This window comes from Nocardia sp. 149-1B, assembly GCF_057747975.1.
In genome coordinates, this window is record NZ_CM173233.1 from 3318986 (window position 1) to 3342913 (window position 23928).

The following is a 23928-nucleotide window of genomic DNA, read 5'->3' on the forward strand; positions in this document are numbered from 1 at the left end:
CGCCCGGCGGGTCACCGGCCGGGAGGTCACCGCCCGCCCGCCACCCTCAGCGTGGTGCCGGTGACGTACGACGCCTCCTCGCTCATCAGCCAGGCGATCGCGTCGGCGACCTCCGCGGGCTCGCCCGCGCGTCCCAGCGGCACCAGCGGGCCGACCCGATCGAGCCGTCCCGGCTCGCCGGCGTCGGCGTGGATGCCGGTGCGGACGATGCCGGGGGCCACCCCGACGACGCGGATGCCCTCGGGGGCCACCTCCTGCGCGAGGCCGACCGTGAGCGCGTCGACACCGGCCTTGGCCGCGGCGTACTGCACGTACTCCCCCGGTGCCCCGAGCGTGGCCGCCCCCGAGCTCACGTTCACGAGCACGCCGCCGGCGCCGCCGTACGACGTGCCGAGCGCACGCACCGCGGCCCGCGCGACCAGCAGCGCGGCCGTGAGGTTGAGGTCCACCGTGGCCTGCACGACCTCGACGGGGGTCTCGGCGAGGCGCCCGATGTGCAGGGTCGCCCCGGCGTTGTTGACCACGCCGGTGAGCCGGCCGTGCTCGGCGGCCCGCGCGAAGAGGTCGTCGACGGCGTCGGGCTCGGTGAGGTCGGCACGGACGACCACGCAGCGCGCACCCTCGTCCTCGACAGCCAGCCGTGCCTCCTCGGCGGCCCGGACGTCGCGGGCGTAGCCGAGCACCAGGTCGTGGCCGTCGCGGGCGAGGCGCAGGGCGGTCGCGGCCCCGATCCCCCGGGTGCCGCCGGTGACCAGCGTCAGCGGCCTGGTCACGCGAGCTCGAAGTCGTCGAAGTCGAACCCGGGCGAGACGACGCAGCTGACCAGCGCGTCCTCCCCTGACGGGACCGTGCGCTGCCAGGTGCCGGCCGCGACGACGGCCTGCGGCGCATCGGCGTCGACGACCAGCGTGGACTCCAGCACCGGCTCCGGGCCCACCCCGCCGAGCTCGAGGGCGACCGCGCCGTGGTGAGCCAGCCACACCTCGTCGGAGGCCACCCGGTGCCAGGCCGAGGTCTCACCCGCGGGCAGCAGGAAGTAGATGAGCGTGGCGGTCGGCCGGACGCGTCCGTCGGGCAGCGTCACGGTCTCCGGCGCGGCCCAGGTCTGGCGGTACCAGCCGCCCTCGGGGTGCGGCCGCAGGCCGAGCGACTGGGCGACTGGAGGAAGCATTCCGCCATCCTGCCGCGAGCCCCACCCGACTGCGAGGAGAATCCCGCCGTGACGTTCTCCGAGTCCGTACGGACCTGCTTCCAGAAGTACGCCGTGTTCTCCGGTCGCGCCGGGCGAGCGGAGTTCTGGTGGTTCTTCGTGTTCAACGTCGCTGTGTCGTTCGTGGCCAGCTGGCTCGACAAGGCCACGGGTCTCGGGTTCGACGGCGGCGCCGCCTACGTCGCCGACGGCGTCATCAGCCTGGTGACCTCGGTCGCCGTGCTCGTGCCGAGCCTCGCCGTGGGCGCGCGGCGGCTGCACGACTCCGGTCGCAGCGGCTGGTGGCTGCTGCTGTCGCTGGTGCCCTGCCTCGGCTTCATCGCGCTGATCGTGATGTGGTGCCAGGCCGGCGACTCTCACGCCAACGACTACGGCGAGCCCCCGGTCCGGACCGGGGTCGCGACGTAGCCACGAACACGGCCGAGCGCGTTCCGGCACCACTAGGCTCGGTGCGACCGTCGACCGCGCTCGGGACCGTAGAGGAAGTAGTCCGATGCAATCCGAAGTCATGTACAGCCCCGCCTACGCGACCGCCAAGCTCACGTTGGCGGCGGGCGAGGCCGTCCGGGCCGAGTCCGGCGCGATGCTCGCGATGTCGGCCGGGATCTCCATGGAGACCTCCACGCAGGGCGGGGTGCTCAAGGGCCTCAAGCGCGCCGTGCTCGGCGGCGAGTCGTTCTTCATGAACACCTTCACCGCCCAGACCGACGGAGCCGAGCTGTACGTCGCTCCCGCGCTGCCCGGTGACATCGTCTCGTGGCCGCTCAACGGCACCCTGTTCGTCCAGTCCGGGTCGTTCCTCGCCGCGTCGTCGAACGTCCAGGTCGACACCCAGTGGGGCGGCGGCAAGACGTTCTTCTCGAGCGAGGGCCTGTTCATGCTCCGGATCTCCGGGCAGGGCGAGCTCGTGCTCTCCAGCTACGGCGCGATCCACGCGATCGACCTGCAGCCGGGCCAGACCTACACGGTCGACACGGGCCACATGGTCGCCTGGACCGACGGCGTCCAGTACAACGTCCGCAAGGTCGGCAACTGGAAGTCCACGTTCTTCTCCGGCGAGGGCCTGGTCTGCGACCTCACCGGGCCGGGGCGCATCTATCTCCAGACCCGCAGCCAGGACGCGTTCCTCAGCTGGCTGATCCCCCAGCTGCCCAAGCCCAGCAGCAGCTGATCCGACCGACGCCTCGGCGTCAGTCGGCGAGGTACGCCGCGAGCAGCCGGTCGCAGAGCCGCATGACCTCGTCCAGTCCGCGGCCCTCCTCGACCAGCCGCGAGGCGGTGAGGACGACGGCATGCACGAGCTCAGACATTCCGGCCGGGTCGTCCTCACCGGCCTCGTCGAGCGCGCGCTCCAGCGGCCGGCGCAGCTGCTCGTGGAGCACCGCGCTGGAGTGGGCCAGCGAGGCCGGCGCCACGGTCGCCAGGCCGCGCAGCACGGCGTGGTCACCGGCCGCGACCAGCTGCAGGTTGCTCTCGACGTACGCCCGGACCTTGCCGCCCGGGGTGCTCGAGCGCGCCATCTGCTCCTGGACGTGCGCGGCCCAGCCGGGCAGCAGCTCGGCGACCAGGGCCTCGAAGAGCTCGTCACGCGAGGCGAAGTACTGGTAGACGCTCGAGCGGGCCAGGCCCGCTCGAGCTGCGACCTCGCCGAGGCCGGGCCCCTCGCGGCGGCCGGGCTCCGCGAGCAGCGCGCGCGCCGCGTCGAGCAGCGCGCGGTGCTGGAGGGCGCGGTGCTCGGCCACCGTGGCGGCCTGGATCCTCGGCATCGCGGCCCTCCCTCCCCTGGTGCGGCTAGCCCGCGAACGCGTGCAACGACCCGTCGATCATCTCGTACACGCGGTCGCAGTGGTGCAGTACGTCGTGGTCGTGGGTCACCATCACCGTGGCCACCTCGTGGCTGCGGGTCTCCCGGGCGAGCAGCGCCACGATGTCCTGGCTGCGCTGCCGGTCCAGGGCCGCGGTCGGCTCGTCCACGAGCAGGACCCGCGGGCCGGTCACGAGCGCCCGGGCGATGCCGACGCGCTGCCGCTCGCCGCCGGAGAGCTGGTGCGGGCGCCGGTCGGCCTTGTGCTCGATGCCGACCTCGGCCAGCAGCTCCACCGGGTCGCGGTGCTCCCGCCTGCCACCGAACCGGCCCGGCAGCCGCAGCTGGTCGGCCGCGGTGAGCGCCGGGATCAGGTTGCCGGACTGGAACACGAACCCGATGTGGTCGCGGCGCAGGCGGGTCCGGCCGCGCGGGCCGGCGACCGCGGTGTCGACACCGTCGACGACGACCCGGCCCGAGGTCGGCAGCGTGAGTGCGCCGGCGACCGCGAGCAGGCTGGACTTGCCGGATCCGGACGGGCCGACGATGGCCACGAGCTCTCCGGGCAGGACAGCGAGCGACACGGCGTCGAGAGCCTGCACGGTCTCCTCACCGTCGCCGAGGACGAGGGTGACGTCGTCGAGGACGAGGCCGGGCTGGCCGGTCGGCTGATCGGTGTTGGCGTTCATCGGCTGCCTCCCAGGGCGGTCAGCGGGTCGACCCGCGTGATGCGGACGACGGCGGCAGCGGCGCCGACGAGCCCGAGAACGACGAGCAGCACGGCCGCGAGCACGATCGAGGGCGCGCTGAGCGCGAACGGCATCGAGGTGCCGTCGATCAGGACGCCGGCCCCGACGCCGACGGCGACCCCGGCGGCGGCCGAGGCGACCAGGAGCAGCAGCGACTGGAGGAGGCTGTCGCGCAGGAGGTACGCCGTGGGCGCGCCCATCGCGCGCATCACCGCGATCTCCTGGCGGCGCTGGATCGTCCAGACGGTGAAGAACGCGCCGACGACCAGCGCCGAGATCGCGTAGAGGAACACCTGGATGAGCAGCAGCGTCGATGTCTCGGCGGTGTAGCCCGGCGAGGCGCCGTACGACTGCTTCTTGGTCAGGGACTCCGTCCCGGCCGCGCGGTCGCCGGCGGCCAGGTCGACGTCACCGGTGGCGCGGACCGCCACCGCGGTCACCTCGTCCTGGGCGGCCGCCGGGAGCTGCTCGCCGGGACGGGCGCCGACCTTGATCCGCTGCCAGGTCTCGAGGGGGACGTAGGCGATGTCGACGTGTCCGTAGGTGTGCTGGCCGGCGAGGGAGCCGACGACGTGGAGCTCGGTGCCGATCCGGTCGATCGTCACGGTGTCGCCGATGTGCAGGCCCTGGTCGATCAAGGTCTGGCTCACGACGATGCCCTGGGGGTCCTTGCCGAGCGGCGCTCCGGCTGTCGGGGTGGGCGCGACGAACGTGCCGGGCTCGACCCCGAAGAGCGCGAGGTCGACGGCGACGCCGCGATCGCTGTGGGCGTTGGCGAGGGTGTTGCCGAACGGCGCGGCATCCTCGACGCCGGGCTGCTTCGCCCAGGTGTCGACGGCCGACAGCGAGACGACGCTGCGCGAGAACGCGGTGTCGTGGGGCACGTCCTTCTCGAACGCGAACGACGTCACCGGCAGCTTCTGCAGCCCCGAGACGCCGTCGTCGACCAGGCCGACCGACAGCCCGGAGAGCAGCACCATCAAGACCGCGATCAGGGCGACGACCGCCCCCATCAGGGCGAACCGGGCGCGCGCGAAGCGCAGCTCACGGACGGCGAGGAACACGGTGGCCTCCCCGGTCCGGACGAGAGTTTGTCGACATCATGTCGGCATCTTACCGACAACGTGTCGACATCTTCGTCAGGGGCGGCGATCGAGCAGTGCCCGCAGAGGCACGGTGCCGGCCGGGAGCCCGTGCCGGTCGTAGTAGGCGAACATCGCGCTGAGCCACGGATGCGTCCCCGGATCGGCCACCCGCTCGGCGGTGAGACCGGCCTCGGCGGCGAGCTCGGCCACGCTGGCCTGCCGCGACGCCAGCTCGTACGTCGCACCGACGTGCTCCTCCCCCGACAGCACCGCTGCCACCGCGGGACCGAGGTCGGCCAGGTCGAGGAACCCGAAGCGGGCCTCGACGTCGTAGGGCACGCGCACGACGGGTCCGGCGAGGTCGAGGTTCTGCAGGTAGGCGCCGGGCTGCAGGACCGTCCAGGCCAGGCCCGACCGGCGCACCAGGTCCTCCGAGACCGCCTTGCCGAGGTGGTGCGGCATCTCCGGGACGTACGGCGATGCCACGGAGTGGTAGACCACGCGACCGACCCCGGCCGCATGGGCGGAGGCGAGCACCTCGGCGACGTACGCCGGCTCGTCGGGGTGCAGGTTGGGGGCGATCACGTACACCGCGTCGCAGCCCGCCAGGGCACCCGCGAGGCCCGCCCAGTCGGCCCGTCCCAGCGGGACCGCGTCCGGCAGGCCCGCGCACACCGCGCGCCCGGTCTTCCCGTGACCCCCGACAACGCCGACGCGCATCGGCTCAGACGAGGTCGACGTCGGCGTACGCCGCACCCGCGGCCAGCGTGGCGTAGCCCGGGCCGCGGTCGAAGAACGCCTCGCTCGGAGCCGCCCGGTCCGCCCGCTCGGCGGCGGTCGCGGCTTCGTCGTAGCCCAGCGAGTCGTCCTCCACGGAGCCGGTGAGGACGACACCGTAGTCGGCCAGCGCCGCCTCCGGAGAGACCTTGCGCCACACGACGTCGCGGACCACCAGGTCGGGGTCGCGCCGGAGCGGGTCGCCCCAGCCCCCGCCGCCGGTGGTGCGGATGCGGATCACCTCACCGGCCTGGACCGGCTCGGCGTCGGCCAGGGCGTCGACCTCACGCTCGCGCGGGCCGCCCGGGTCGATCGTGACCTGGAAGGGCTGGCCGGCGCGGCCACCCTTGACCCCCCAGCACGCCAGGATCGACCGGTCGGCGATCGACATGAAGTGGCCGTCCTTGAGCATCCGGATCTGCTTCTCGTAGCCCAGACCACCGCGGAACTGGCCGGCTCCCCCGCTGTCCATCGCCAGCGAGAGCGACTCGACGCGGAACGGGAACCGCGCCTCGGTGAACTCCGTCGGCAGGTTCCGCGAGTCGGGCACCACGTGGATGGTGTCCTCACCGTCGGCGTAGTAGCGGCCGCCGGAGCCGCCGCCGAGCACCTCGCGCATCAGGTAGGGCCGGCCGTCGAGGTCCTCGCCGTACACGCCCGTGTAGCGGATCGTCTCCTGGTCGGCGGGCATCCGGCCGTCGACGGCCTTCGCGACCACGCCGGCGAGCACGCCCAGGAGCCGCAGGATCACGAACGTGCGGGCGTTCGTCGGCGCCGGGAAGACCGGCGTCAGGAGGGTGCCGGGCTCGGGGAAGCGCATCTCGATCAGCGGCACGATGCCCTCGTTGACGTCGAGCTCGGCCATCCGCTCGGGGGTCTCGGCGAGGTTGCGCAGGATCGGGGCGAGCCACTTCTTGAGGAACACGCCGTCGCTGTAGTCGCCGCAGTGGTTGATCGGGCCCTTGGCCTGGGGGCCGGTGCCGTCGAAGTCCAGGATCAGCCGCTCGCCGCCCGGATCGTCGGCCGGCGTGCGGGTCAGCGTGATGCGCTGGGTGTGCAGCATCGGGTCGTCGACGCCGTCGTGCTCGGCGTAGTCCTCCCAGGTCCAGCTGCCGACCGGGATCTGGCTGAGGATCTCGCGCCGGTAGGTCTCGGTGGTGCGGCTGATGATCGCGTCGAAGCAGGACTCGACCGTCTCGACGCCGTAGCGGTCGAAGAGCTCGCCGAGCCGGCGCGCGCCCATCAGGCAGGCCGAGCACTCGGCGTCGAGGTCCGCGGCCAGCGACTCGGGCATGCGCGAGTTGCGGGTCATGATGCTCAGCGCCGCCCGGTTGGGCACGCCGGCGTCCCACAGCCGGATCGGCGGGACCATCAGGCCCTCCTCGAACACGCTCATGGCGTGGGAGGGCATGGAGCCCGGTACGGCGCCGCCGATGTCGTCGTGGTGACCGAAGGCCTGCACGAACGCGACCACGCGCCGCTCGCCCTCCGGACCGCTGAACACCGGGACGGTGACGCACAGGTCGGGCAGGTGCCCGATGCCGCCCTCGGAACGGTAGACGTCGTTGTGGAAGAACACGTCCCCCTCGCGCATCTCCTCGATCGGGAAGTCGCGGGCGACCGGGTGCACCAGGGCCGAGTAGGACCGCCCGGTGAGCTTGCGCAGCAGCCGGTCGTGGATGCCGGCGCGGAAGTCGTGGGCGTCGCGGATCATCGGACTGCGGCTGGTGCGCCCGATGGCGGTCTCGACCTCCATCTCGACGCTGGCCAGCGAGCCCTGCACGATCTCGACCAGCACCGGGTCGGCGCTCGCGCCGGCGTCGGCGGTCAGGTGGCCGAACGGGAAGTCGGTGGGCGCACGCTTGCTCATGCACGTACTCGCTTCGCTCCGTGCGCGCATGAGGCACATGCGGCGCTGCCTTGGATGGTTCGCTCGCTGCGCTCGCTCATCGTTCGTCCTCCTGCGTCCGGGTCACGATCAGGTTGAGGTACTCGTCGACGCGTACGTCGAACCCCGGGTGGATGGGCACCGTCGAGCCGAACTCCTCGATGATCGCCGGGCCGGCGATCACGGTCCCCGGCGCGAGCTCGCTGCGCTGGTGCAGCGGCGTCTCGACGTACCCCTCGGCGGCGTCGAAGCAGACCTGGCGCACGTCGCCAGTGGTTGAGGTGCGAGCGGAGCGAGCCTCGAAACCCCCGTCCACCGTGTCGTCGCCGGTGGTTGAGGTGCGAGCGGAGCGAGCGTGCTCGGTGGTTGAGGTGCGAGCGGAGCGAGCCTCGAAACCACCGTCCACCGGATGCCGCTGGATCTCCGGCCGCTGGATCGGACCGATGCCGGAGACCCGCAGGTTGACCCACTCGACCTGCTGGGTGGGGTCGGTGGAGAAGTCGTAGCCGTAGAGCGCCCGGTGCTCGGCGTGGAACACGTCCGCGACCGCGCCCGGGTCGAGCGGGCCGTGGCCGACCGGGACCCGCACCTCGAACGCCTGGCCGAAGTAGCGCAGGTCCGCCGTGCGCACGAACTGGTGCTCTGCCGGCTCGAACCCCTCCTTCGCCAGCGCCTCGGCGGCCTGAGCGGTGAGGTCGTCGTAGATGCCCGTCACGGCCGCGGCGTCGAGGTGGTCGGCGAGCGTGACGTGCGTGCGCACGTAGTCGTTCTTGACGTCGACGGTGAGCAGTCCGAACGCCGAGACGTTGCCGGGGTTCGGCGGCACCAGCACGGTGCCGATCCCGAGGATGTCCATCAGCCGGCACAGCAGCAGGGACCCCGAGCCACCGAAGGTGACGAGCGTGAAGTCGCGTACGTCGAGACCACGCTTGACGGTGACCTGACGCAGGGCGTTGGCCTGGTTCCACGCGGAGATCTCCAGGACGCCGGAGGCGCAGGCCTCGGGGCTCAGGCCGAGCTGTTCGGCGAGCGCCTCGACGCCGGCTCGCGCGGCGCTCACGTCGAGCGGGATCTCTCCGCCCAGCAGGTGCGGGGGGATGCGACCGAGCACGACGTGGGCGTCGGTGATCGTGACCTCGGCCCCGCCCTTGCCGTAGCAGATCGGACCCGGGTCGGCGCCGGCCGACTGGGGCCCGACCTTGAGCGTTCCTTCCGGGGAGAGCCAGGCGATGGAGCCGCCCCCGGCCCCCACGGTGACCACGTCGATCATCGGGATCTTGGACGGGAACGCACCGACGGACCCCTCGGTGGTCAGCGTCGGCTCCCCGTCGATCACCACGCTGACGTCGGTCGACGTACCGCCGCCGTCGGAGGTGAGGACGCGGTCGAAGCCCGCGACCTTCGCGATCAGCGCGGCCCCGAGGGCGCCGGCCGCCGGGCCGGAGAGGACGGTCGTGATCGGCTGGTGCACGACCTCGTCGGCCGAGAGCACTCCGCCGTTGGACTTCATGACGTAGAACGGGATCGTCCGGTCGTCGAGGGCCTCGAGGCGGTTCTTGATGTTCGTGACGTACGCCGAGAGCCGCGGCTTGACGGCCGCGTCGACGAGCGTGGTCATCGCCCGCTCGTACTCGCGGTACTCGCGCAGCACCTGGCTGGACAGCGAGACCACGGCGTCCGGGTGCTCCTCGGCGAGCACCGCCCGCATCCGCTCCTCGTGGACCGGGTTGGCGTAGGCGTGCAGGAAGCAGACGCCGAGCGTGTTGACACCCTGGGCGCGGAACCAGCGGGCGACCGCTCGGGCACCGTCCTCGTCGAACGGCCGCACCTCGTCCCCGGCGACGTCGAGACGACCCTCGACGCCCCGGACCAGGTGGCGCGGCACGATCCGGTCCGGCTTCACCCAGAAGTAGGAGTTGCCGTAGCCGTCGGGCACGGACTGGCGGGCGATCTCGAGCATCGCCTCGTAGCCGGTGTTCGTGATGAACCCGAGCCGGTCGACCTTGCCCTCGAGCAGCTGGTTCGTGGCGACGGTGGTGCCGTGGCTCACCGCGTCGATGTCGGCACCCGTGGCGCCGAGCAGGCCCAGCACCTTGTCGATGCCGGCCAGGAACCCGTCGGCCGGGTTGCTCGGGGTCGACGGCGTCTTGGTGGTGACGACCTCGCCCGAGCCCTCGTCGAACGCGACGACGTCGGTGAACGTCCCGCCGGTGTCGATGCCGATCCGGATGCGGCGGTTCATGCGGGTCCTTCCAGGTGGAACGTCGTGGACTGGGTCGAGCTCGCCACCAACCTGCCCGACGCGACGACGTACGCCGGCGCCTCGTGGTGGGCGAGGACCTCGCGCAGGGTCGGGTGGTGGTGCACGACGAGGTCGGCGTTGCCGCCCTCCTCGAGCACGTGGCCGGCCACGCCGAGCACGCGTGCGGCCGTGGTCGTGACGGCGTCGTAGACGAGGTCGATGCCGGCGGTGTCGACCGCCTCGAGCGCGTGGGCGGCGAGGAACGCGACCTCGGTCATGTTGTGCCGGCCGAAGGGGTAGTAGGCGTCCTCGATGTCGTCCTGGCCGAGCGCCACGGGCAGCCCCATCGCGGCGAGCTCGCGGACCGGCAGGTGCAGCGGGCCGGTGTGCGGGTCGCTGACGAAGCCGAGACCGGCGCGCCGCGCCAGGCCGGCCAGCCGCTCGAGGCTCGGCCGGGCGTAGAGGCCGACGGCGCGGGCGTGGTTGGCGACGCCGCGGCCCTCGAGGCCGTGCTCGAGCATCGCGGCCGCGAGCATCTCCGTGGTCCGCAGGCTCGCGTCGCCCGCGTCGTCGACGAGCATCGCGACCCGGCGCCCGTGCTCCGCGGCGAGCGCGCACATGCGGTGGACGTGCTCACGCGCCTCGGCGTCGGTGTGCTCGATCCAGGGGATGCCGCCGACCACGTCGGCCCCGAGCTCGATGGCCTCGCGCACGAGCTCCTCGGCTCCGGGGTCGCGGAGCAGCCCGTCCTGCGGGAACGCCACGACCTGGAGGTCGACCACGCCGCGGAACTCCTCGCGCAGCGCCAGCAGCGGGATCACGCCCTCCAGGCGGGCCGAGGTGTCGACGTCGGCGAAGGCGAGCACGTGGCGCACGCCGTACCGCACGGCCTCGAGCACCGCCCGCCGCGCGTTGGGCTCGATCCAGGCGCGGTCGTATCCGGCCTTGACCGCGCTCGCGAGCTCGATCGAGTGCAGCGCCGAGCCCATGTCGCCGGCGGTGTAGGCCGTGAGCGCCGCGTCACCGATCCGGTCCAGCGTGTGCACCTTGTCCAAGTGCATGTGGCCGTTGGCGAAGCTCTCCGTGACCAGCCCGCCGGCCGCGTCGATCTCCTGCTCGCCGGTGAGGAGGTCCGGGCTCACGGCCGTGATCCGTCCGTCGTCGATGCCGAGGTTCCAGCGATCGGGGCGGCCGCGCAGCGCCGCGTCCGCGACGACGAGCTGGTGGGTGGGCACGGCTCGATTCAACCGGCACCAGGGGCGTCGGACCACGGCAGAGGTTGCCGACGAGACGGCCGTCCTCCGGCAACCTCTGCCAGGGGCCGTCTCAGTCCCGGTCGGACGTCAGCAGCTGCACGACGACGACGCACACGGCCCCGAGGACGGCCGCCATGATCCCGGTGCCGATGACGGAGTCCATCTTCTCGCTGTCGTCCCTCAGCGCGAGCGCCTCGAGCAGGAGGCCCGCGAGGGTCGCGGCTCCGACCGCGGCAGAGCCTGCGGCCGTCGAGGACAACCCACCCCGCACGACGGAGAGCTGAACGGCGCCCGCGGTCAGGCCGACGACGGCCCAGCCCACCAGCGCGGCCGCCGAGTCGAGACCACCCAGGGCCGCCCCGGCCAGGAGACCGACCACCAGCGCAGCCGCCAGGCCGATCCCCGGCGAGCGCACCGCCCGACCCTCAGGCATCGGGCGCCCGGTCGTTGTAGACGCCGGCCGGCTCCTGGCCGGACAGGGCCTGGATCGCGGCCATGATCTCGTCGGTGACCTCGCGGCGGGCGCGGCCGGCCGGCACGCCGTCGTACCGCCCGGCGACCTCGATCGGTGCCCCGAACCGCACGCCGATCGGCACCACCCGCGGCAGTCGCGCACCGACCGGCTGGAGCCGCTCGGTGCCGGTGAGGCCGACCGGTACGACGGGCACGCCGGCGGTCAGCGCCAGGTGGGCGACCCCGGTGCGGCCGCGGTAGAGCCGCCCGTCGCGCGAACGGGTGCCCTCGGGATAGATGCCGAACGCCTCGCCGCGGCCGAGCACCGCGAGCGCGGTGTCGAGGCTGGCGAGCGCGGCCTTGGTGTCGTCGCGGTCGACCGGCAGCATGCCCATCCCCTCGAACCACGCCTTCTGCAGGGTGCCCTTGACGCCACCGCCGGCGAAGTAGTCGGACTTGGCGAGGAACACCACCTTGCGGGGCGCGACGATCGGGATCACCAGGGAGTCGGCGAAGCTGAGGTGGTTGCTGGCCAGGATCACGGGCCCGGTCCGCGGGACGTTGTCGAGGCCGGTCACCCGCGGTCGCCAGACCACCTTCGCGACCGGCGGGACGACCGCGTGCAGGACCGTGTACATGACCACGGGACCAGTCTGGCGGTTACCGGCCGGTCAGCCGACTCGCGCCCGAAATGGGCGAAGGGCCCTCGAAAGTATGAGTTCCAAGGGCCCTTCAGGTGATCGGTACTGGTGACGCTCCCGATCGGCAGCTCGTGTCCTCTGGGTCCCAGCGGCCTCGTCACCCAGCCGCCGCGGTGCCGCTCCAGCAAGCTGGTGCTGCTCCGTGTGGACCCTCGTCTCCGAGCTGTCCCGCTCTCCCTTGCGGGAGTGCGTGAGAGAGTTCTATGCCCGCTCACCGGAGCGACGCAAGGGGTTCGCGCAACATTCTCCTGGTTCCACCGAAACTGGGCCCGTCCTCCACAGACCCGGGCCCTTCCTCCACAGAAGCCGCCCGTTTTCCCACAGCTGAGCGGGATCCGGGCCGGACATCACCCCGAGGTCCGGACCAGCACGGCGTTGACCACGACGTTCGCCTGATAGCCGCCACGGGCGCTGTCGTAGGCCCCGCCGCAGGTGACCAGGTTGAGCTGGGGACGGCCGCGCGCGGCGTACACGTGCCGGGCCGGGAAGTCGGCGTTCGCGTAGGTGCGCACCGTCCGGACCGTGAACGACGCCGTGCTGCCGTCGCGCCGGGCGACCGCGACGATGTCACCGGGGACGAGCTCACCGAGCCGGGCGAACACCGCCGGTCCGTCCACGGAGTCGACGTGGCCCAGGATCACCGCCGAGCCGCGAGCACCGGGCGGCGGGCCGAGCTGGTACCAGCCCGCGAGGAGCGGGTTCGCAGGCACCTCCACGGTCCGGTCCGGCTGCAGGCCGAGCCGGCCCAGGCGGGTGTCGACGGCGATGGCGGGGATCACCAGTCGCGCCGGGAGCGGCGTCGCCACCCGCGCCGCGGCAACCGGTGCGGGCTCGGTCGACGCGATCGCGGTGGCGGCGCTCGCCGGCTGCTCGGTGCCCGTCGAGGACCGGTCCGCCCAGATCAGCAGGCAGACCACTCCCGCCAGCGCGAGCACCGCGGCGGCGACCCGGGAGGTGCGCCGGTCAGTCGCCACGGGGATCGTCGGCCGGAGTCCGCCTGGCCCCGCGGACGGCTGCGACGCCGGCTCCGCCCAGGCACAGCAGGCCAGCGATCAGCCAGCCGTTCGGGCTCACACCGTCCGGGGCCCGTCCGGTCATGGGGTGGCCGGTCGGGACGGGGGTGTCGATGCCGGGGGTCCCGGCACCGGTCGCACCACCGGAGCCGCCGGTCGAGCCGCCGCCCGCACCACCACTGGTGGCGGTGGCAGTGGTGGTGGGCGTCGCGGTGGCCGACGAGGTCGGCGTCGACGAGGGGGTCGCGGTGGCCGAGGCTGTCGGTGACTCGGACGGCGCGGCGCAGACCGGGCGGGTGATCGTGTTGGTGTCGAGCGACACCTGACCGTTGCGGGCGAGCATCCGTCCTTGGACGGTCGCGCCCGTCTGCAGGCTGATGCTCGTGAGGGCGAGGACCGACCCGACGAACGAGCTGGCCGTGCCGATCGTGGCCGAGCTGCCGACCTGCCAGAAGACGTTGCAGGCCTGGGCTCCGCCGGTCAGCGCCACAGTGCTGCTGCTGGCCGTGATCAGCGTCGATCCCGCCTGGAAGACGAAGACCGCGTCGGGGTCGCCCTGGGCGTCGAGGGTCACGGTGCCGGTGAGGGCCATCGCGCTCGCGGCGGAGTAGACGCCGGCGACCAGGGTCTGACCGCCGAGGTCCTTGCTGGTCTCGTCGACCACCGGACCGCGCCCGGCGGCGTCGTTGTAGGCCGTGGTCAGGTCGTTCTTGGCTTGCAGCGCCACGGCGTCGGCGGCGTGGATCGTCCCCGCGTTCACCTGGCCGGGCGGGAACCCGGTCACGGCGGCGCCGGGACTCACGCCGACATCGCCGGAGATCACGCTCGGACCGGTGTTGGTGACGGTCGTCCCGGCCAGGACGGCGTACGACGTCGCCGTGCCGAGCCCGACGGGGGCCTGGGCGGCGAAGGCGGTGCCGTGCAGGCCGGCGACGAGTGCGAGCGCGGTGGCGCCCACGGAGAAGGGGACAGCAAGAACACGAAAGGTGGACATGGAGGCTCCAAGCGGATGCCCGGAGCGGTGGTCACACCACGCGTCACATGTTCACAATGTCCGGATGTGACCCACCGTACACCGCGACCGACCTCGGTGACCCGAACGGCGATGGCGGACATGACGAAGGGCCCTCGGAAGTATGAGTTCCAAGGGCCCTTCAGGTGATCGGTACTGGTGACGCTCCCGATCGGCAGCTCGTGTCCTCTGGGTCCCAGCGGCCTCGTCACCCAGCCGCCGCGGTGCCGCTCCAGCAAGCTGGTGCTGCTCCGTGTGGACCCTCGTCTGCGAGCTGTCCCGCTCCCCGTTTCCGGAGTGCGTGAGAGAGTTCTATGCCCCGTCGCCGGACCGACGCAACAGATTCGCTCGACATTCTTCTGGTTCCACCGAAACTGGCCCTGTCCTCCACAGAAGTGGGCCACGTCATCCACAGAATCCGCCGAGATCTTCACAGCCTAGGCCGATCGCGTCGGCACGCCGTGCCGCTACATGCGCGTGCAGACGCGCCGACTCGAGCCCCCTGCGCGTGCAGACGCGCCGACTCGAGCCCCCTGCGCGTGCAGACGCGCCGACTCGAGCCCCCTGCGCGTGCAGACGCGCCGACTCGACATCGAGGCCGGGCAGAAATGAGGGAAGGGCCCCTCGCGAGTATGAGTCGCAAGGGGCCCTTCGGGTGACCGGTTCCGATGACGCTCCCGGTCGGCAGCTCTTCCACTGAGGGCCCCAGCGACCACGTCACCCGGCCGCTGCGCCGCGAGCCGGCAAGCCGCCTCGCGTCGTTCGGACTCTCGTCTCCGAGCTGTCCCGCTCCCCGTTTCCGGAGTGCGTGAGAGAGTTCTATGCCCGGTGCGCGGCGCCGCGCAAGAGGGTGGCGCGACATTCCGTCGGTTCTACCGAAGGTCCCTGGTTGCTCCACAGATTGTGTCCCAGTCCTCCACAGGCACAGGGCCCGTGGTCCACAGGTTTTCCCGCACCCTGTGGAAGAACCTCCGCCCTGGTCCAGACCGGCGGTCAGCCGCTGGCGAGCGTGCCCTCGAGGGCGGCGGCGACCTCGAGCAGGAAGCGGTCCCGCCCGTGGCCGGCGACCAGCTGCAGCCCGACCGGCAGACCGTCCGCGGTGCACCCGAAGGGCACCGAGATCGCGGGGCAGCCGGTGACCGTGATCAGGTACGCCGCGCGCATCCAGTCCAGGTAGGTCTCCATGGGGCGCCCGTTGATCTGCGTGGGGAACTCCTGGTCGGCCGGGAACGGCGGGACCTGCGAGACCGGCAGCACCAGCAGGTCGTGGCCTCCGACCTCCGGGTCGAAGAACTCCCGCATTCGTTCGGAGAGCGTCGTCCGCTGGGTGTACGCCCGGGCCACGTCGGCGCCGGTGAGGTGCTCCCCGAGGCGGATGTTGTCGGCGAGCGACTGCTTGAGCTCGCCGGGATGGGCGGCCAGCAGCGACCCGAGCTTGGCGTGCAGGTGCCAGGCGCGCAGCGTCCGGAACGTGTCGTCGGCCTCGCGGAGGTCGGGGTGGGCACGCGAGACCACGGCCCCGGCCGCGTCGAGGACCGCAGCCGAGGACTCCACGACCGCGGCGACCTCGCGGTCGACCTCGAACGCACCGCCCAGGTCGACCGAGACCGCCACCCGCAGCCCGGCCAGGGCTGCCGCGAGCGGCGGCGCGAACGTCGAGCCAGGCTCGCCGAGGGCCTGCGGGGCACGCGGGTCCGGCCCGGCGAGCACGGACATCAGGAGGGCGACGTCCCCGACCGTGCGGGCCATCGGCCCACCGACCGAGGTGGTCTCCCACTGGTTGTACAGGGGCCACTCCGGCACCCGGCCCAGCGAGGGCCGCATGCCGACGACCCCGCAGAACGACGCGGGGTTGCGCAGCGAGCCGCCCATGTCCGAGCCGTCGGCCAGCGGCACCATCCCGCTCGCGAGGGCGCACGCCGCTCCCCCGCTGGACCCACCCGCGGACCGGGTCGGGTCGACTGGGTTGAGGGTGGTCCCGAAGACCCGGTTGAACGTGTGCGACCCGGCCGCGAACTCCGGCACGTTGGTCTTGCCGATCACCACCACCCCGGCCCGGCGTACCCGCTCGACGATGAGCTCGTCGGCGTCGGGCACGTGGTCGGCGAACAGCGGCGAGCCGTACGTCGTGCGCCACCCGGCGACCGCGTGGGTGTCCTTGAACGCGAACGGCAGCCCGTGCAGCGGGCCGATGTCCTCACCAACGGCCAGTGCGTCGTCGGCCTCGGCGGCACCCGCGCGGGCGCGCTCCTCGTCGAGCGACACGATCGCGTTGAGCTGCGGGTTGCGCTCGGCGATCCGGGTGAGGTGCAGGTCGAGCAGCTCGCGCGCGGAGATCTCGCGGCGGCGTACGGCGGCGACCTGCTCGCGCGCGGTCGACTCGACCGACAGGTCGCTCATCGCCGTCCGAACAGCCTGCCCACGACCACGCCGAGCAGGACGAGGCCGGCGCCGACGGCGATGCCCTTGGCGAAGTCGTCGCGCGAGGCGATGCCGGCCTTGGCCGGCGCGGTGAACACGGCCCCCGGCACGACCGCAGCCCCCGGCACGGCCGCAGCTCCCGGGGCGCCGCTCGGCGCCACCGGCGCCGCGATCGCGGCACCGACGTTGCCGAAGAACTCACCGGCCATCCGCTTGGAGACCGAGGTGAGCATCCGCTGGCCGACCCCGCCGACCATGCCACCCACGACCGCGTCGGCGTCGTAGTCGATGCGGGTCTGCCCGAGGTCCGGCTCGGTGAAGTAGACCTGGACGGTCGCGTCGATCGTGCCCGGGGCACCGGCACCCTGGAGGCGCATCACCAGCGACTCGTGCTCGACGAGGTCGGAGAGCGCGCAGCTGCCGGCGTACGTCCCCTTGATCGCGGCGACGCCGGCGGTCACGGTCATGTCGTAGGTGTGCTCGCCCGTCGCCGCGAGGCGCTCGCAGCCGGGGATCGTCGCGACCAGCACCTGGGGGTCGAGCAGCGCGTCCCAGACCTGGGCGACCGGAAAGGGGATGACGTCGGACCCGGTGATCTTCATGGGGTGTGCTCCTGGGCAAGCGATTGACGGAGGGCGAACAGCTCGGAGGGCGAGATCGGCATCGCGGTGACCGCGAGACCGGGGCGGCGGACCCGCTCCGCGTCCTCGATCGCGGCCGCGAACACCGCCGCGGAGGGGATGACGCCAGCCTCGCCGGCACCCTTGATGCCGAGCGGGTTGAGCGGGGACGGCGTCTCGAGGTGGTCGATGTCGATGCCGTCGGGCACCTCGGTGACGTAGGGCATCAGGAAGTCCATGAACGAGGCGTTGAGCAGCTGCCCGGACTCGTCGTACGCCATCCGCTCGTAGAGCGCTCCCCCGACGCCCTGCGCCACGCCACCATGGATCTGGCCCTCGACGATCATCGGGTTGATCAGGTGGCCGCAGTCGTGGACGACGGCGTACTTGAGGATCTTGATCTCGGCGGTGTCGGGGTCGGTCTCGACGATCACGGCGTGCATCCCGGAGGCGAACGTCGCCCGCTCCGGGGAGTAGAAGTCCTTGCCCTCCAGCCCCGGCTCCTCGTCCTCGGGCACCGGCGGCTTGCCCGGGTCGCCGACCGAGAACTGGGTGGCGGCCTTGGACGCCTCGTCGAACGCGTAGCGCAGCGGGTTGGAGAGCACCGAGACCGTGCCGAGGTCGATGGAGGAGCCCGGCGAGCCCTTGACCGACACCACGCCGTCGACGATCTCGAGGTCCTCGGGTGCGGCCTCGAGCGCGTCCGCCGCGATCTTGAGCACCTTCTCCTTGGCACGCTTGGCGGCGAGGTGGATGGCCGAGCCGCTCATCACCGCGGCGCGCGAGGCGAACGTGCCCACGGCGTACGGCATCCTGCGGGTGTCGCCGGTGACGACCTCGACGTCCTCGAACTTCACCCCGAGCTCGTCGGCGACCAGCTGCGCGAACACGGTCGCGTGACCCTGCCCCTGCGTGGTCAGGCCGGTCGCGACCTTGACCTTGCCGGACGTCTCGATGTGCACGTGGGCGCCCTCGTAGGGGCCGACGCCGGTGCCCTCGACGTAGCACGCCAGGCCGATGCCGACCGAGCGTCCCTGCGCGGCCATCTCGGCCTGGTAGGCCGGGAACTCGTCCCAGCCGACCAGCGCCTTGATCTTCTCCAGCGAGGCCGGGTAGTCACCGGAGTCGTACTCCAGCTCGCGACCGTCCTGGAAGATCAGCCCCTGGTCGAAGGGGAACTCGTCGGGCTGGATGAAGTTCACCGACCGCACCTCGGCGCGGTCCTTGCCGAGGTAGTCCGCGATCGCGTCCATCGTGCGCTCCATCGCGTAGCAGCCCTGCGGCCGCCCGGCGCCGCGGTAGGGCGTGACCATCACGGTGTTGGTGTAGAGCGACTCGAAGACCACCCGGTAGTTCTGCGGCTTGTAGGGGCCGAGCAGCTGGGTGGAGGTGATGATCGGGACGATGAGCCCGTACGGCGTGTACGCGCCGTGGTCGTGCCAGAACTCCACGTCGAGGCCGAGCAGCCGGCCGTCGTCGTCGAACCCGACCTCGATGTGCTGGACCTGGCCGCGCTCGTGGGCCGAGGAGATGAAGTGCTCGCGCCGGTCCTCGGTGAACTTCACCGTGCGGCCCAGCGCGCGGGCCGCGAGCGGCACCAGCAGCTCCTCGGGCCACGGGTGGTTGATCTTCACGCCGAATCCACCGCCGACGTCCGGGGTGATCACGTCCACCTGGCCGAGGTCGAGGCCGAGCTTGACCGCGACCACCGCGCGGACGCCGGTGGAGCTCTGGGTGGAGGTCCACACCTGCATGCGGTTGAGGTCGGGGTCCCAGCGGGCGACCGTGCCGCGGCCCTCGAGCGGGGTGCAGGCGCTGCGCTCGACGGTGAGGTCGAGCGTCAACGTGTGGGGTGCGGTCTTGATCGCGGCGGGTGCGTCCCCGACGTTCTGCTCCAGGCGGGCGCCGATGTTGCCGGGCACGTCGTCGTGCACGAGGTGCCGTGCGGCGCGGGCCGCGTCGACGCCGACCACCGGCGGCAGCGGCTCGTAGCGCACGCGGATGCGGTCGATCGCGTCCTCCGCGATGTAGCGGTCGTCGGCGACCACGAACGCGACCGCCTCCCCGACGTAGTTGACCTCGTCCTTGGCCAGCGCGTACTGCGTGCGGCCGTGGGTGAGCGCCGGGTGCGGGATCAGCAGTGGCAGCGGCTCGCTCATCGGGCCGGTGAGGTCCTCGTGGGTCCACACCGCGTGCACGCCCTCGATGTCGAGCACCGCTTCGACGTCGATGTCGAGGATGCGGGCGTGCGCGTGCGGCGAGCGCAGCACCGCGGCGTGCAGCAGGCTCCGTGGACTTCCGGGGGTCTCGACGGCCACGTCGTCGACGTACCGGCCCTGGCCGCGCAGGAAGCGCTGGTCCTCGACGCGCTGGACCTTCTGGCCCATCAGCTTGGTGGTCATGAGCTCAGCTCCGCGGCGCGCTCCACGGCCTTGACGATGTTCTGGTAGCCCGTGCACCGGCACAGGTTGCCGGCGATCATGTCGCGGGCCTCCTCGTGCGTGGGGGTGGGGTTGTCGCGCAGCCCGGCCGTGATCGTGGTGAGGAATCCCGGCGTGCAGAAGCCGCACTGGAGACCGTGGCATTCCAGGAACGCCTGCTGCACCGGGCCGAGCGAGCCGTCCGGGTTGGCCAGCCCCTCGACCGTGGTCAGCTCGTGGCCCACCGCTGAGACCGCGAACATCAGGCAGGAGCGCATCGGCTCACCGTCGACCAGGATCGTGCAGGCTCCGCAGACGCCGTGCTCGCAGCCGACATGGGTGCCGGTCAGCCGCAGGTCGTGGCGCAGCGCGTCGGACAGCAGCCGCCGCGCCGGCACCCGGACCTCGTGGGTGTCGCCGTTCACCGTGAGGCGTACGTCGTGAAGCTCCTCGCTCATGCCCTGCCCTTCGCATGGTCGTACGCCGATCGAAGCACCCGCGTGGTGAGCACCCGGACGAGCTGGGCGCGGTAGGCCGCGGTGGCGTGGATGTCGTCGGGAGGGTCGAGGTGGGCCAGAGCAGCCTCCCCGGCCTCGTCGACCGGCACGCCGGTCAGGTCGACGACCGTCGGGACGTCGCCGACCGAGAGGAAGCCCACCTTCGCGGACTCCTCGGTGACCAGCGCGGCCGCACCGACCAGCGCGTAGTCGCCGTGCCGGCGGGCGATCTCGTCGAACGCGACACCGGCTCCGGGCGCCAGCGCCGGGAAGAACGCCGAGACCGCGATCTCGTCGTGCGCGACCGACGACTCCAGCGGGCCGAGGAAGAGCTCCCTCGACGGGATGGCCCGCCGACCGGCGGGGCCCTCGACCTCGATCGAGCCGCCGAGCAGTGCCAGCACGACGGGCATCTCCGCGGCCGCATCGGCGTGCACGATCGAGCCGACCGTGGTGCCGCGGTTGCGGATCGTGGCGTGCGCGACGTGCTGGAGCGCCATCGGGACCAGCGGCTGGACCCGGCGTACGTCGGGGTGCGCCAGCACCGCGGCGTGCCGAGCCAGCGCGCCGATCCGCACCCCGGTCTCACCGGCGTCGATCGTGTCGAGCTCGCCCAGCCCGTTGATGTCGACGAGCACCGCCGGGTTGGCGAGGCGCATCGACAGCAACGGGACCAGGCTCTGGCCGCCGGCCAGCACCTTGGCATCCGGGGCGCCGGCCAGGGCTGCCACTGCTTCGGCGAGTGTCCCTGGCCGGCGGTACTCGAACGGTGCTGGCTTCACGGCTTCCTTAACTCGGTTCGGTCAGTGCTTGTGGTCGTGCGGTGCGGCGTGGTCCTCGACGTTCGCACCCGTGCCGACCATGATGATCGCGCCCTCGTCCCCGGCATTGGGCGCGACCAGGCGTGCCAGGTGGTAACCGAGGATGATCACGAGGGTGCCCATGGCGATGCCGCCGAGCGTGAAGTCGTTCGAGATCGCGAAGAACCCGGTCGTGCCATAGCCGATGCCGAAGATCAGACCCGCCGCGAGCGGCACCAGGTTGACCGGGTTGCCGAAGTCGATGCGGTTCTCGACCCAGATCTTGGCGCCGAGCAGGCCGATCATCCCGTAGAGCACCAAGGTGATGCCGCCGATGACACCGCTGGGCGTTGCGTACACGATCTGGCCGAACTTCGGGACGAACCCGAGCAGGATCGCCACGATCGCGGCGACGAAGTAGGCGGCCGTGGAGTAGATCCGGGTGGCCGCCATGACGCCGATGTTCTCGGCGTACGTCGTGGTGGGCGAGCCGCCGACCGTCGACGCGATGATGGTCCCGATGCCGTCGGCGGCGACCGCGCGACCCATCATCGGGTCCAGGTCCGCGCCGGTCATGTCGGAGACGGCCTTGACGTGGCCCATGTTCTCGGCGACCAACGCGATGACGGCCGGGAGCGCGAGCAGGGTGAAGGTCACGGAGAACGACGGCCAGTGCCAGCCGACCTGGTCCATGTTGTTGGCGCCGCCGAACGGCGACTGGTTGCCGACGAGGCCGGAGACGGTGTGCGTGGGGAAGCCGAACCAGTCGGCCTTCTTGACGCTGTCCCAGTTGACCCGATCGCCGGCGACGCCGCCGACGCCGATGACGTCGAAGATCCAGGACAGCACGTAGCCGAGGAGCAGGCCGAGGAAGATGGCGATCCGGCCGAAGAAGCCGCGCAGGCCGACCGCCATCATGATCACGGCGGTCATCACGATCAGGCCCATCCAGCGGTCTGCCGGCAGGTAGGTGGTGGTCGCGACGCCGGCGAGGTTGAAGCCGATCACCATGACGACGCCACCGGTGACGACCGGCGGCAGGACGGCGTTGACCACGTTGGCGCCGGCGAAGTGGATCACGACACCGACGAGGACGAGCACGACGCCCGAGACCAGGATCGCGCCGGTGACGTCCGCGGGCCCGCCCTTCTGCGCGTAGATCGCCGCGGCCCCGCCGACGAACGAGGCGGAGGTGCCCAGGTAGCTCGGCACCTTGCCCTGGACGATCAGCAGGAAGCAGATCGTCGCGATACCCGACATCATGATCGCCAAGTTGGCGTCGAGACCCATGATGATCGGGAAGACGAAGGTGGCGCCGAACATCGCCACGACGTGCTGAGCACCCAGGCCCACCGTCTTGCCCCAGCTCACGCGCTGGTGCGGGGCTACGGCCTCACCGGGTCTGGGATCGACCACTTCCCACTTGAACATCGACATGTCGAAGCACCCTTCTGCTGTGGTGACCTGGGCCACGAGTGGTCACAAACTAGTGATGCACATGACACACCCACGACGGCGACAGATGCCGAAGGAACGCCGAATGGGCTGGCACCTGTTGTGGGCGCGGCGCGTAGGCCCGCAGACCGTTATCGAGGCGTGTCCGGGCGGCGATCCGCGTGTGATCAGCCCGCGATCTCCAGCACCCGCAGGGCGACGGCCACGTCGAGCCGCAGGTGCTGGTCGGTCGAGAGCGGTCCGAGCAGCCGCTCGAGCTTGGAGACCCGGTAGCGCATCGTGTTGTAGTGGAAGAACTGCAGCCGGGCGGCCTCCGCGACGTTGAAGTTCGTGTCCAGGAGCACCTGGAGCGTCACGCGCAGGTCGGCCGCCTCGGTGGTCTGCTCGGCCAGTGGCCCGAGCACGTCGCGCACGAACGCGCGCAGCTCGCCGTTCTCCTCCTCGGGGATCAGGGCGATCAGCCGGTGCAGGCCGAGCTGGTCGAAGAACGTCGTCGACCCGGGCCCGTGGACCCGGCGGCCGACCTCGACGGCCCGCCGGGCCTGGGCGTAGGCGCCCGGGAGCTCGTCGAGTGCGTGCGCGACCCGGCTCACGCCGACGGAGAACGACCGGCGGCCGCCCCCCTTGTCACCGGCGACCGCGGTCACGGCACGGCGTACGGCGCCGTGACCGGCGACCGGCTCGTCATCGCCTTCGACGAGCGGCAGCAGCGTGACCACCTCCGAGGAGAAGTCGACGCTCGGGATCCCGGCGCCCAGCGTGGTGCTCACCTGGCGCCATGCGGCGGAGAAACGCTCCTGCCACTGGCGGCGCTGGGCGCTCTGGACCGGCTCCTGCTCGACGGCCGGGTCGAGCTCCGCGGCGACCACCACGACCGGGCGCGCCAGGTCCCAGCCGAACGTCGCCGCGTGCTCGGCGACGTAGGCCTGGTCGTTGGCCAGGCCGGTCGCACGGCGCATCAGCAGGTCGCGCAGGAAGTCGCCCTGGTACTTGTTCTCGACCGCGGTCACGGCCTCCTCACGGGTGATCAGCAGCGCGGCCACCGCCGCGGCCCGCTCGAGCGCGTGCACGTCGTCGGCGCTCATCGGCTCGCCCGGGCGCAGGCAGACCAGGCGCGCCAGGTCGGTGCCGCCGGCAGCCACCCGCAGGCAGCGCGCCTCACCGCCCTCGACGGCCACCCCGTCCTCCATCCGCTCGACGCGGAGCCGGCCGGTCGGGTCCACCAGGTCGTGGGCGTCCAGGGCCGAGCGCAGGTCCTCCGGCAGCGCCGAGGCCCGCTCGCGCCCATCCGTGGAGGTGAACGCCACACCCACCTCGAGCACCCGGGCGACCTCGGCCGCGATGCCGTCGAGGTTGCCGCCCTCCAGCACGATCTGGGTCAGCCCGGTGTGCAGGGCGTCCACCTTGGCCAGGGCGGCGCTCGCGAGCTCCTCGCGGTCACTGCTTATCAACACTTGCGCTCCTCCGGGTGCCTCGTTGGCACAACCTCACATCGGCAAACCGTAATCGCCCCGGCTAGCGTCGG

The 23928-nt window shown here is 72.1% G+C and carries 22 protein-coding genes; 2 read left to right on the forward strand and 20 right to left on the reverse strand.

Annotated elements, in window-relative coordinates; translation table 11 throughout:
- Window positions 1–26 precede the first annotated feature (26 nt).
- Together AC3ANS_RS15850 and AC3ANS_RS15855 are read right to left on the reverse strand one after the other, a co-directional pair.
- Window positions 27–773: an SDR family oxidoreductase gene (locus AC3ANS_RS15850; protein ID WP_488292543.1), complete on the reverse strand. Its 747-nt coding sequence runs from the start codon at window positions 771–773 to the stop codon at window positions 27–29.
- Window positions 770–1171, reverse strand: coding sequence for a cupin domain-containing protein (locus AC3ANS_RS15855; protein ID WP_488292544.1), 402 nt, complete (start codon window positions 1169–1171; stop codon window positions 770–772). The genes AC3ANS_RS15850 and AC3ANS_RS15855 overlap by 4 nt, the downstream gene beginning before the upstream one ends.
- 48 nt (window positions 1172–1219) lie before the next feature.
- Here AC3ANS_RS15855 and AC3ANS_RS15860 point away from each other — a divergent pair, with 48 nt between their 5' ends.
- Both AC3ANS_RS15860 and AC3ANS_RS15865 read left to right on the forward strand, forming a co-directional pair.
- Window positions 1220–1618: a DUF805 domain-containing protein gene (locus AC3ANS_RS15860; protein WP_488292545.1), complete on the forward strand. Its 399-nt coding sequence runs from the start codon at window positions 1220–1222 to the stop codon at window positions 1616–1618.
- 85 nt (window positions 1619–1703) lie between these two features.
- Window positions 1704–2381, forward strand: coding sequence for a TIGR00266 family protein (locus AC3ANS_RS15865; protein ID WP_488292546.1), 678 nt, complete (start codon window positions 1704–1706; stop codon window positions 2379–2381).
- 19 nt (window positions 2382–2400) lie between these two features.
- On the opposite strand, the gene AC3ANS_RS15870 is transcribed toward AC3ANS_RS15865, so the two are convergent.
- From AC3ANS_RS15870 to AC3ANS_RS15955, 18 genes are all read right to left on the reverse strand, one after another.
- Window positions 2401–2976, reverse strand: a complete 576-nt coding sequence (locus AC3ANS_RS15870; RefSeq protein WP_488292547.1) for a TetR family transcriptional regulator — start codon at window positions 2974–2976, stop codon at window positions 2401–2403.
- 25 nt (window positions 2977–3001) lie between these two features.
- Complete coding sequence (locus AC3ANS_RS15875; RefSeq protein WP_488292548.1) at window positions 3002–3703, reverse strand: ABC transporter ATP-binding protein; 702 nt, start codon at window positions 3701–3703, stop codon at window positions 3002–3004.
- Window positions 3700–4827, reverse strand: coding sequence for an ABC transporter permease (locus AC3ANS_RS15880; RefSeq protein WP_488292549.1), 1128 nt, complete (start codon window positions 4825–4827; stop codon window positions 3700–3702). The genes AC3ANS_RS15875 and AC3ANS_RS15880 overlap by 4 nt, the downstream gene beginning before the upstream one ends.
- Window positions 4828–4902: 75 nt before the next feature.
- Complete coding sequence (locus tag AC3ANS_RS15885) at window positions 4903–5568, reverse strand: SDR family oxidoreductase (protein ID WP_488292550.1); 666 nt, start codon at window positions 5566–5568, stop codon at window positions 4903–4905.
- Window positions 5569–5572: 4 nt separating this feature from the next.
- Window positions 5573–7495 carry a hydantoinase B/oxoprolinase family protein gene (locus AC3ANS_RS15890; RefSeq protein ID WP_488292551.1) on the reverse strand — a complete coding sequence of 641 codons (1923 nt, stop codon included), beginning with the start codon at window positions 7493–7495 and terminating at the stop codon, window positions 5573–5575.
- 76 nt (window positions 7496–7571) lie between these two features.
- Window positions 7572–9755 carry a hydantoinase/oxoprolinase family protein gene (locus tag AC3ANS_RS15895; protein ID WP_488292552.1) on the reverse strand — a complete coding sequence of 728 codons (2184 nt, stop codon included), beginning with the start codon at window positions 9753–9755 and terminating at the stop codon, window positions 7572–7574.
- A complete protein-coding gene (locus tag AC3ANS_RS15900; protein WP_488292553.1) occupies window positions 9752–10990 on the reverse strand; it encodes an amidohydrolase family protein in 1239 nt (412 codons plus the stop codon). Before AC3ANS_RS15900 ends, AC3ANS_RS15895 begins: the two co-directional genes overlap by 4 nt.
- Before the next feature lie 91 nt (window positions 10991–11081).
- Window positions 11082–11426, reverse strand: a complete 345-nt coding sequence (locus AC3ANS_RS15905; RefSeq protein ID WP_488292554.1) for a hypothetical protein — start codon at window positions 11424–11426, stop codon at window positions 11082–11084.
- Window positions 11427–11436: 10 nt separating this feature from the next.
- Window positions 11437–12102 (reverse strand): lysophospholipid acyltransferase family protein, encoded by a 666-nt coding sequence (locus tag AC3ANS_RS15910; RefSeq protein WP_488296509.1) that lies wholly within the window; start codon window positions 12100–12102, stop codon window positions 11437–11439.
- A 410-nt stretch (window positions 12103–12512) separates the two neighbouring features.
- Window positions 12513–13139, reverse strand: coding sequence for a class F sortase (locus AC3ANS_RS15915; protein WP_488292555.1), 627 nt, complete (start codon window positions 13137–13139; stop codon window positions 12513–12515).
- A complete protein-coding gene (locus AC3ANS_RS15920) occupies window positions 13129–14172 on the reverse strand; it encodes an ice-binding family protein (protein ID WP_488292556.1) in 1044 nt (347 codons plus the stop codon). The genes AC3ANS_RS15915 and AC3ANS_RS15920 overlap by 11 nt, the downstream gene beginning before the upstream one ends.
- A gap of 1011 nt (window positions 14173–15183) precedes the next feature.
- The gene (locus tag AC3ANS_RS15925; RefSeq protein ID WP_488292557.1) at window positions 15184–16590 is read right to left on the reverse strand and encodes an amidase; all 1407 of its coding nucleotides are present in this window, start codon (window positions 16588–16590) and stop codon (window positions 15184–15186) included.
- Window positions 16587–17213 carry an SRPBCC family protein gene (locus AC3ANS_RS15930; RefSeq protein ID WP_488292558.1) on the reverse strand — a complete coding sequence of 209 codons (627 nt, stop codon included), beginning with the start codon at window positions 17211–17213 and terminating at the stop codon, window positions 16587–16589. Before AC3ANS_RS15930 ends, AC3ANS_RS15925 begins: the two co-directional genes overlap by 4 nt.
- On the reverse strand, window positions 17210–19633 hold the full coding sequence (cutA, locus tag AC3ANS_RS15935) for an aerobic carbon-monoxide dehydrogenase large subunit (RefSeq protein ID WP_488292559.1): 2424 nt from the start codon (window positions 19631–19633) through the stop codon (window positions 17210–17212). Before cutA ends, AC3ANS_RS15930 begins: the two co-directional genes overlap by 4 nt.
- Window positions 19630–20109: a (2Fe-2S)-binding protein gene (locus AC3ANS_RS15940; RefSeq protein WP_488292560.1), complete on the reverse strand. Its 480-nt coding sequence runs from the start codon at window positions 20107–20109 to the stop codon at window positions 19630–19632. The genes cutA and AC3ANS_RS15940 overlap by 4 nt, the downstream gene beginning before the upstream one ends.
- Window positions 20106–20930 carry an FAD binding domain-containing protein gene (locus AC3ANS_RS15945; protein WP_488292561.1) on the reverse strand — a complete coding sequence of 275 codons (825 nt, stop codon included), beginning with the start codon at window positions 20928–20930 and terminating at the stop codon, window positions 20106–20108. Before AC3ANS_RS15945 ends, AC3ANS_RS15940 begins: the two co-directional genes overlap by 4 nt.
- Before the next feature lie 21 nt (window positions 20931–20951).
- Window positions 20952–22385, reverse strand: coding sequence for a uracil-xanthine permease family protein (locus AC3ANS_RS15950; RefSeq protein WP_488292562.1), 1434 nt, complete (start codon window positions 22383–22385; stop codon window positions 20952–20954).
- A 185-nt stretch (window positions 22386–22570) separates the two neighbouring features.
- Entirely contained in the window at window positions 22571–23857 is a 1287-nt protein-coding gene (locus tag AC3ANS_RS15955) for a PucR family transcriptional regulator (RefSeq protein WP_488292563.1), read from the reverse strand.
- Between the last annotated feature and the right edge of the window lie 71 nt (window positions 23858–23928).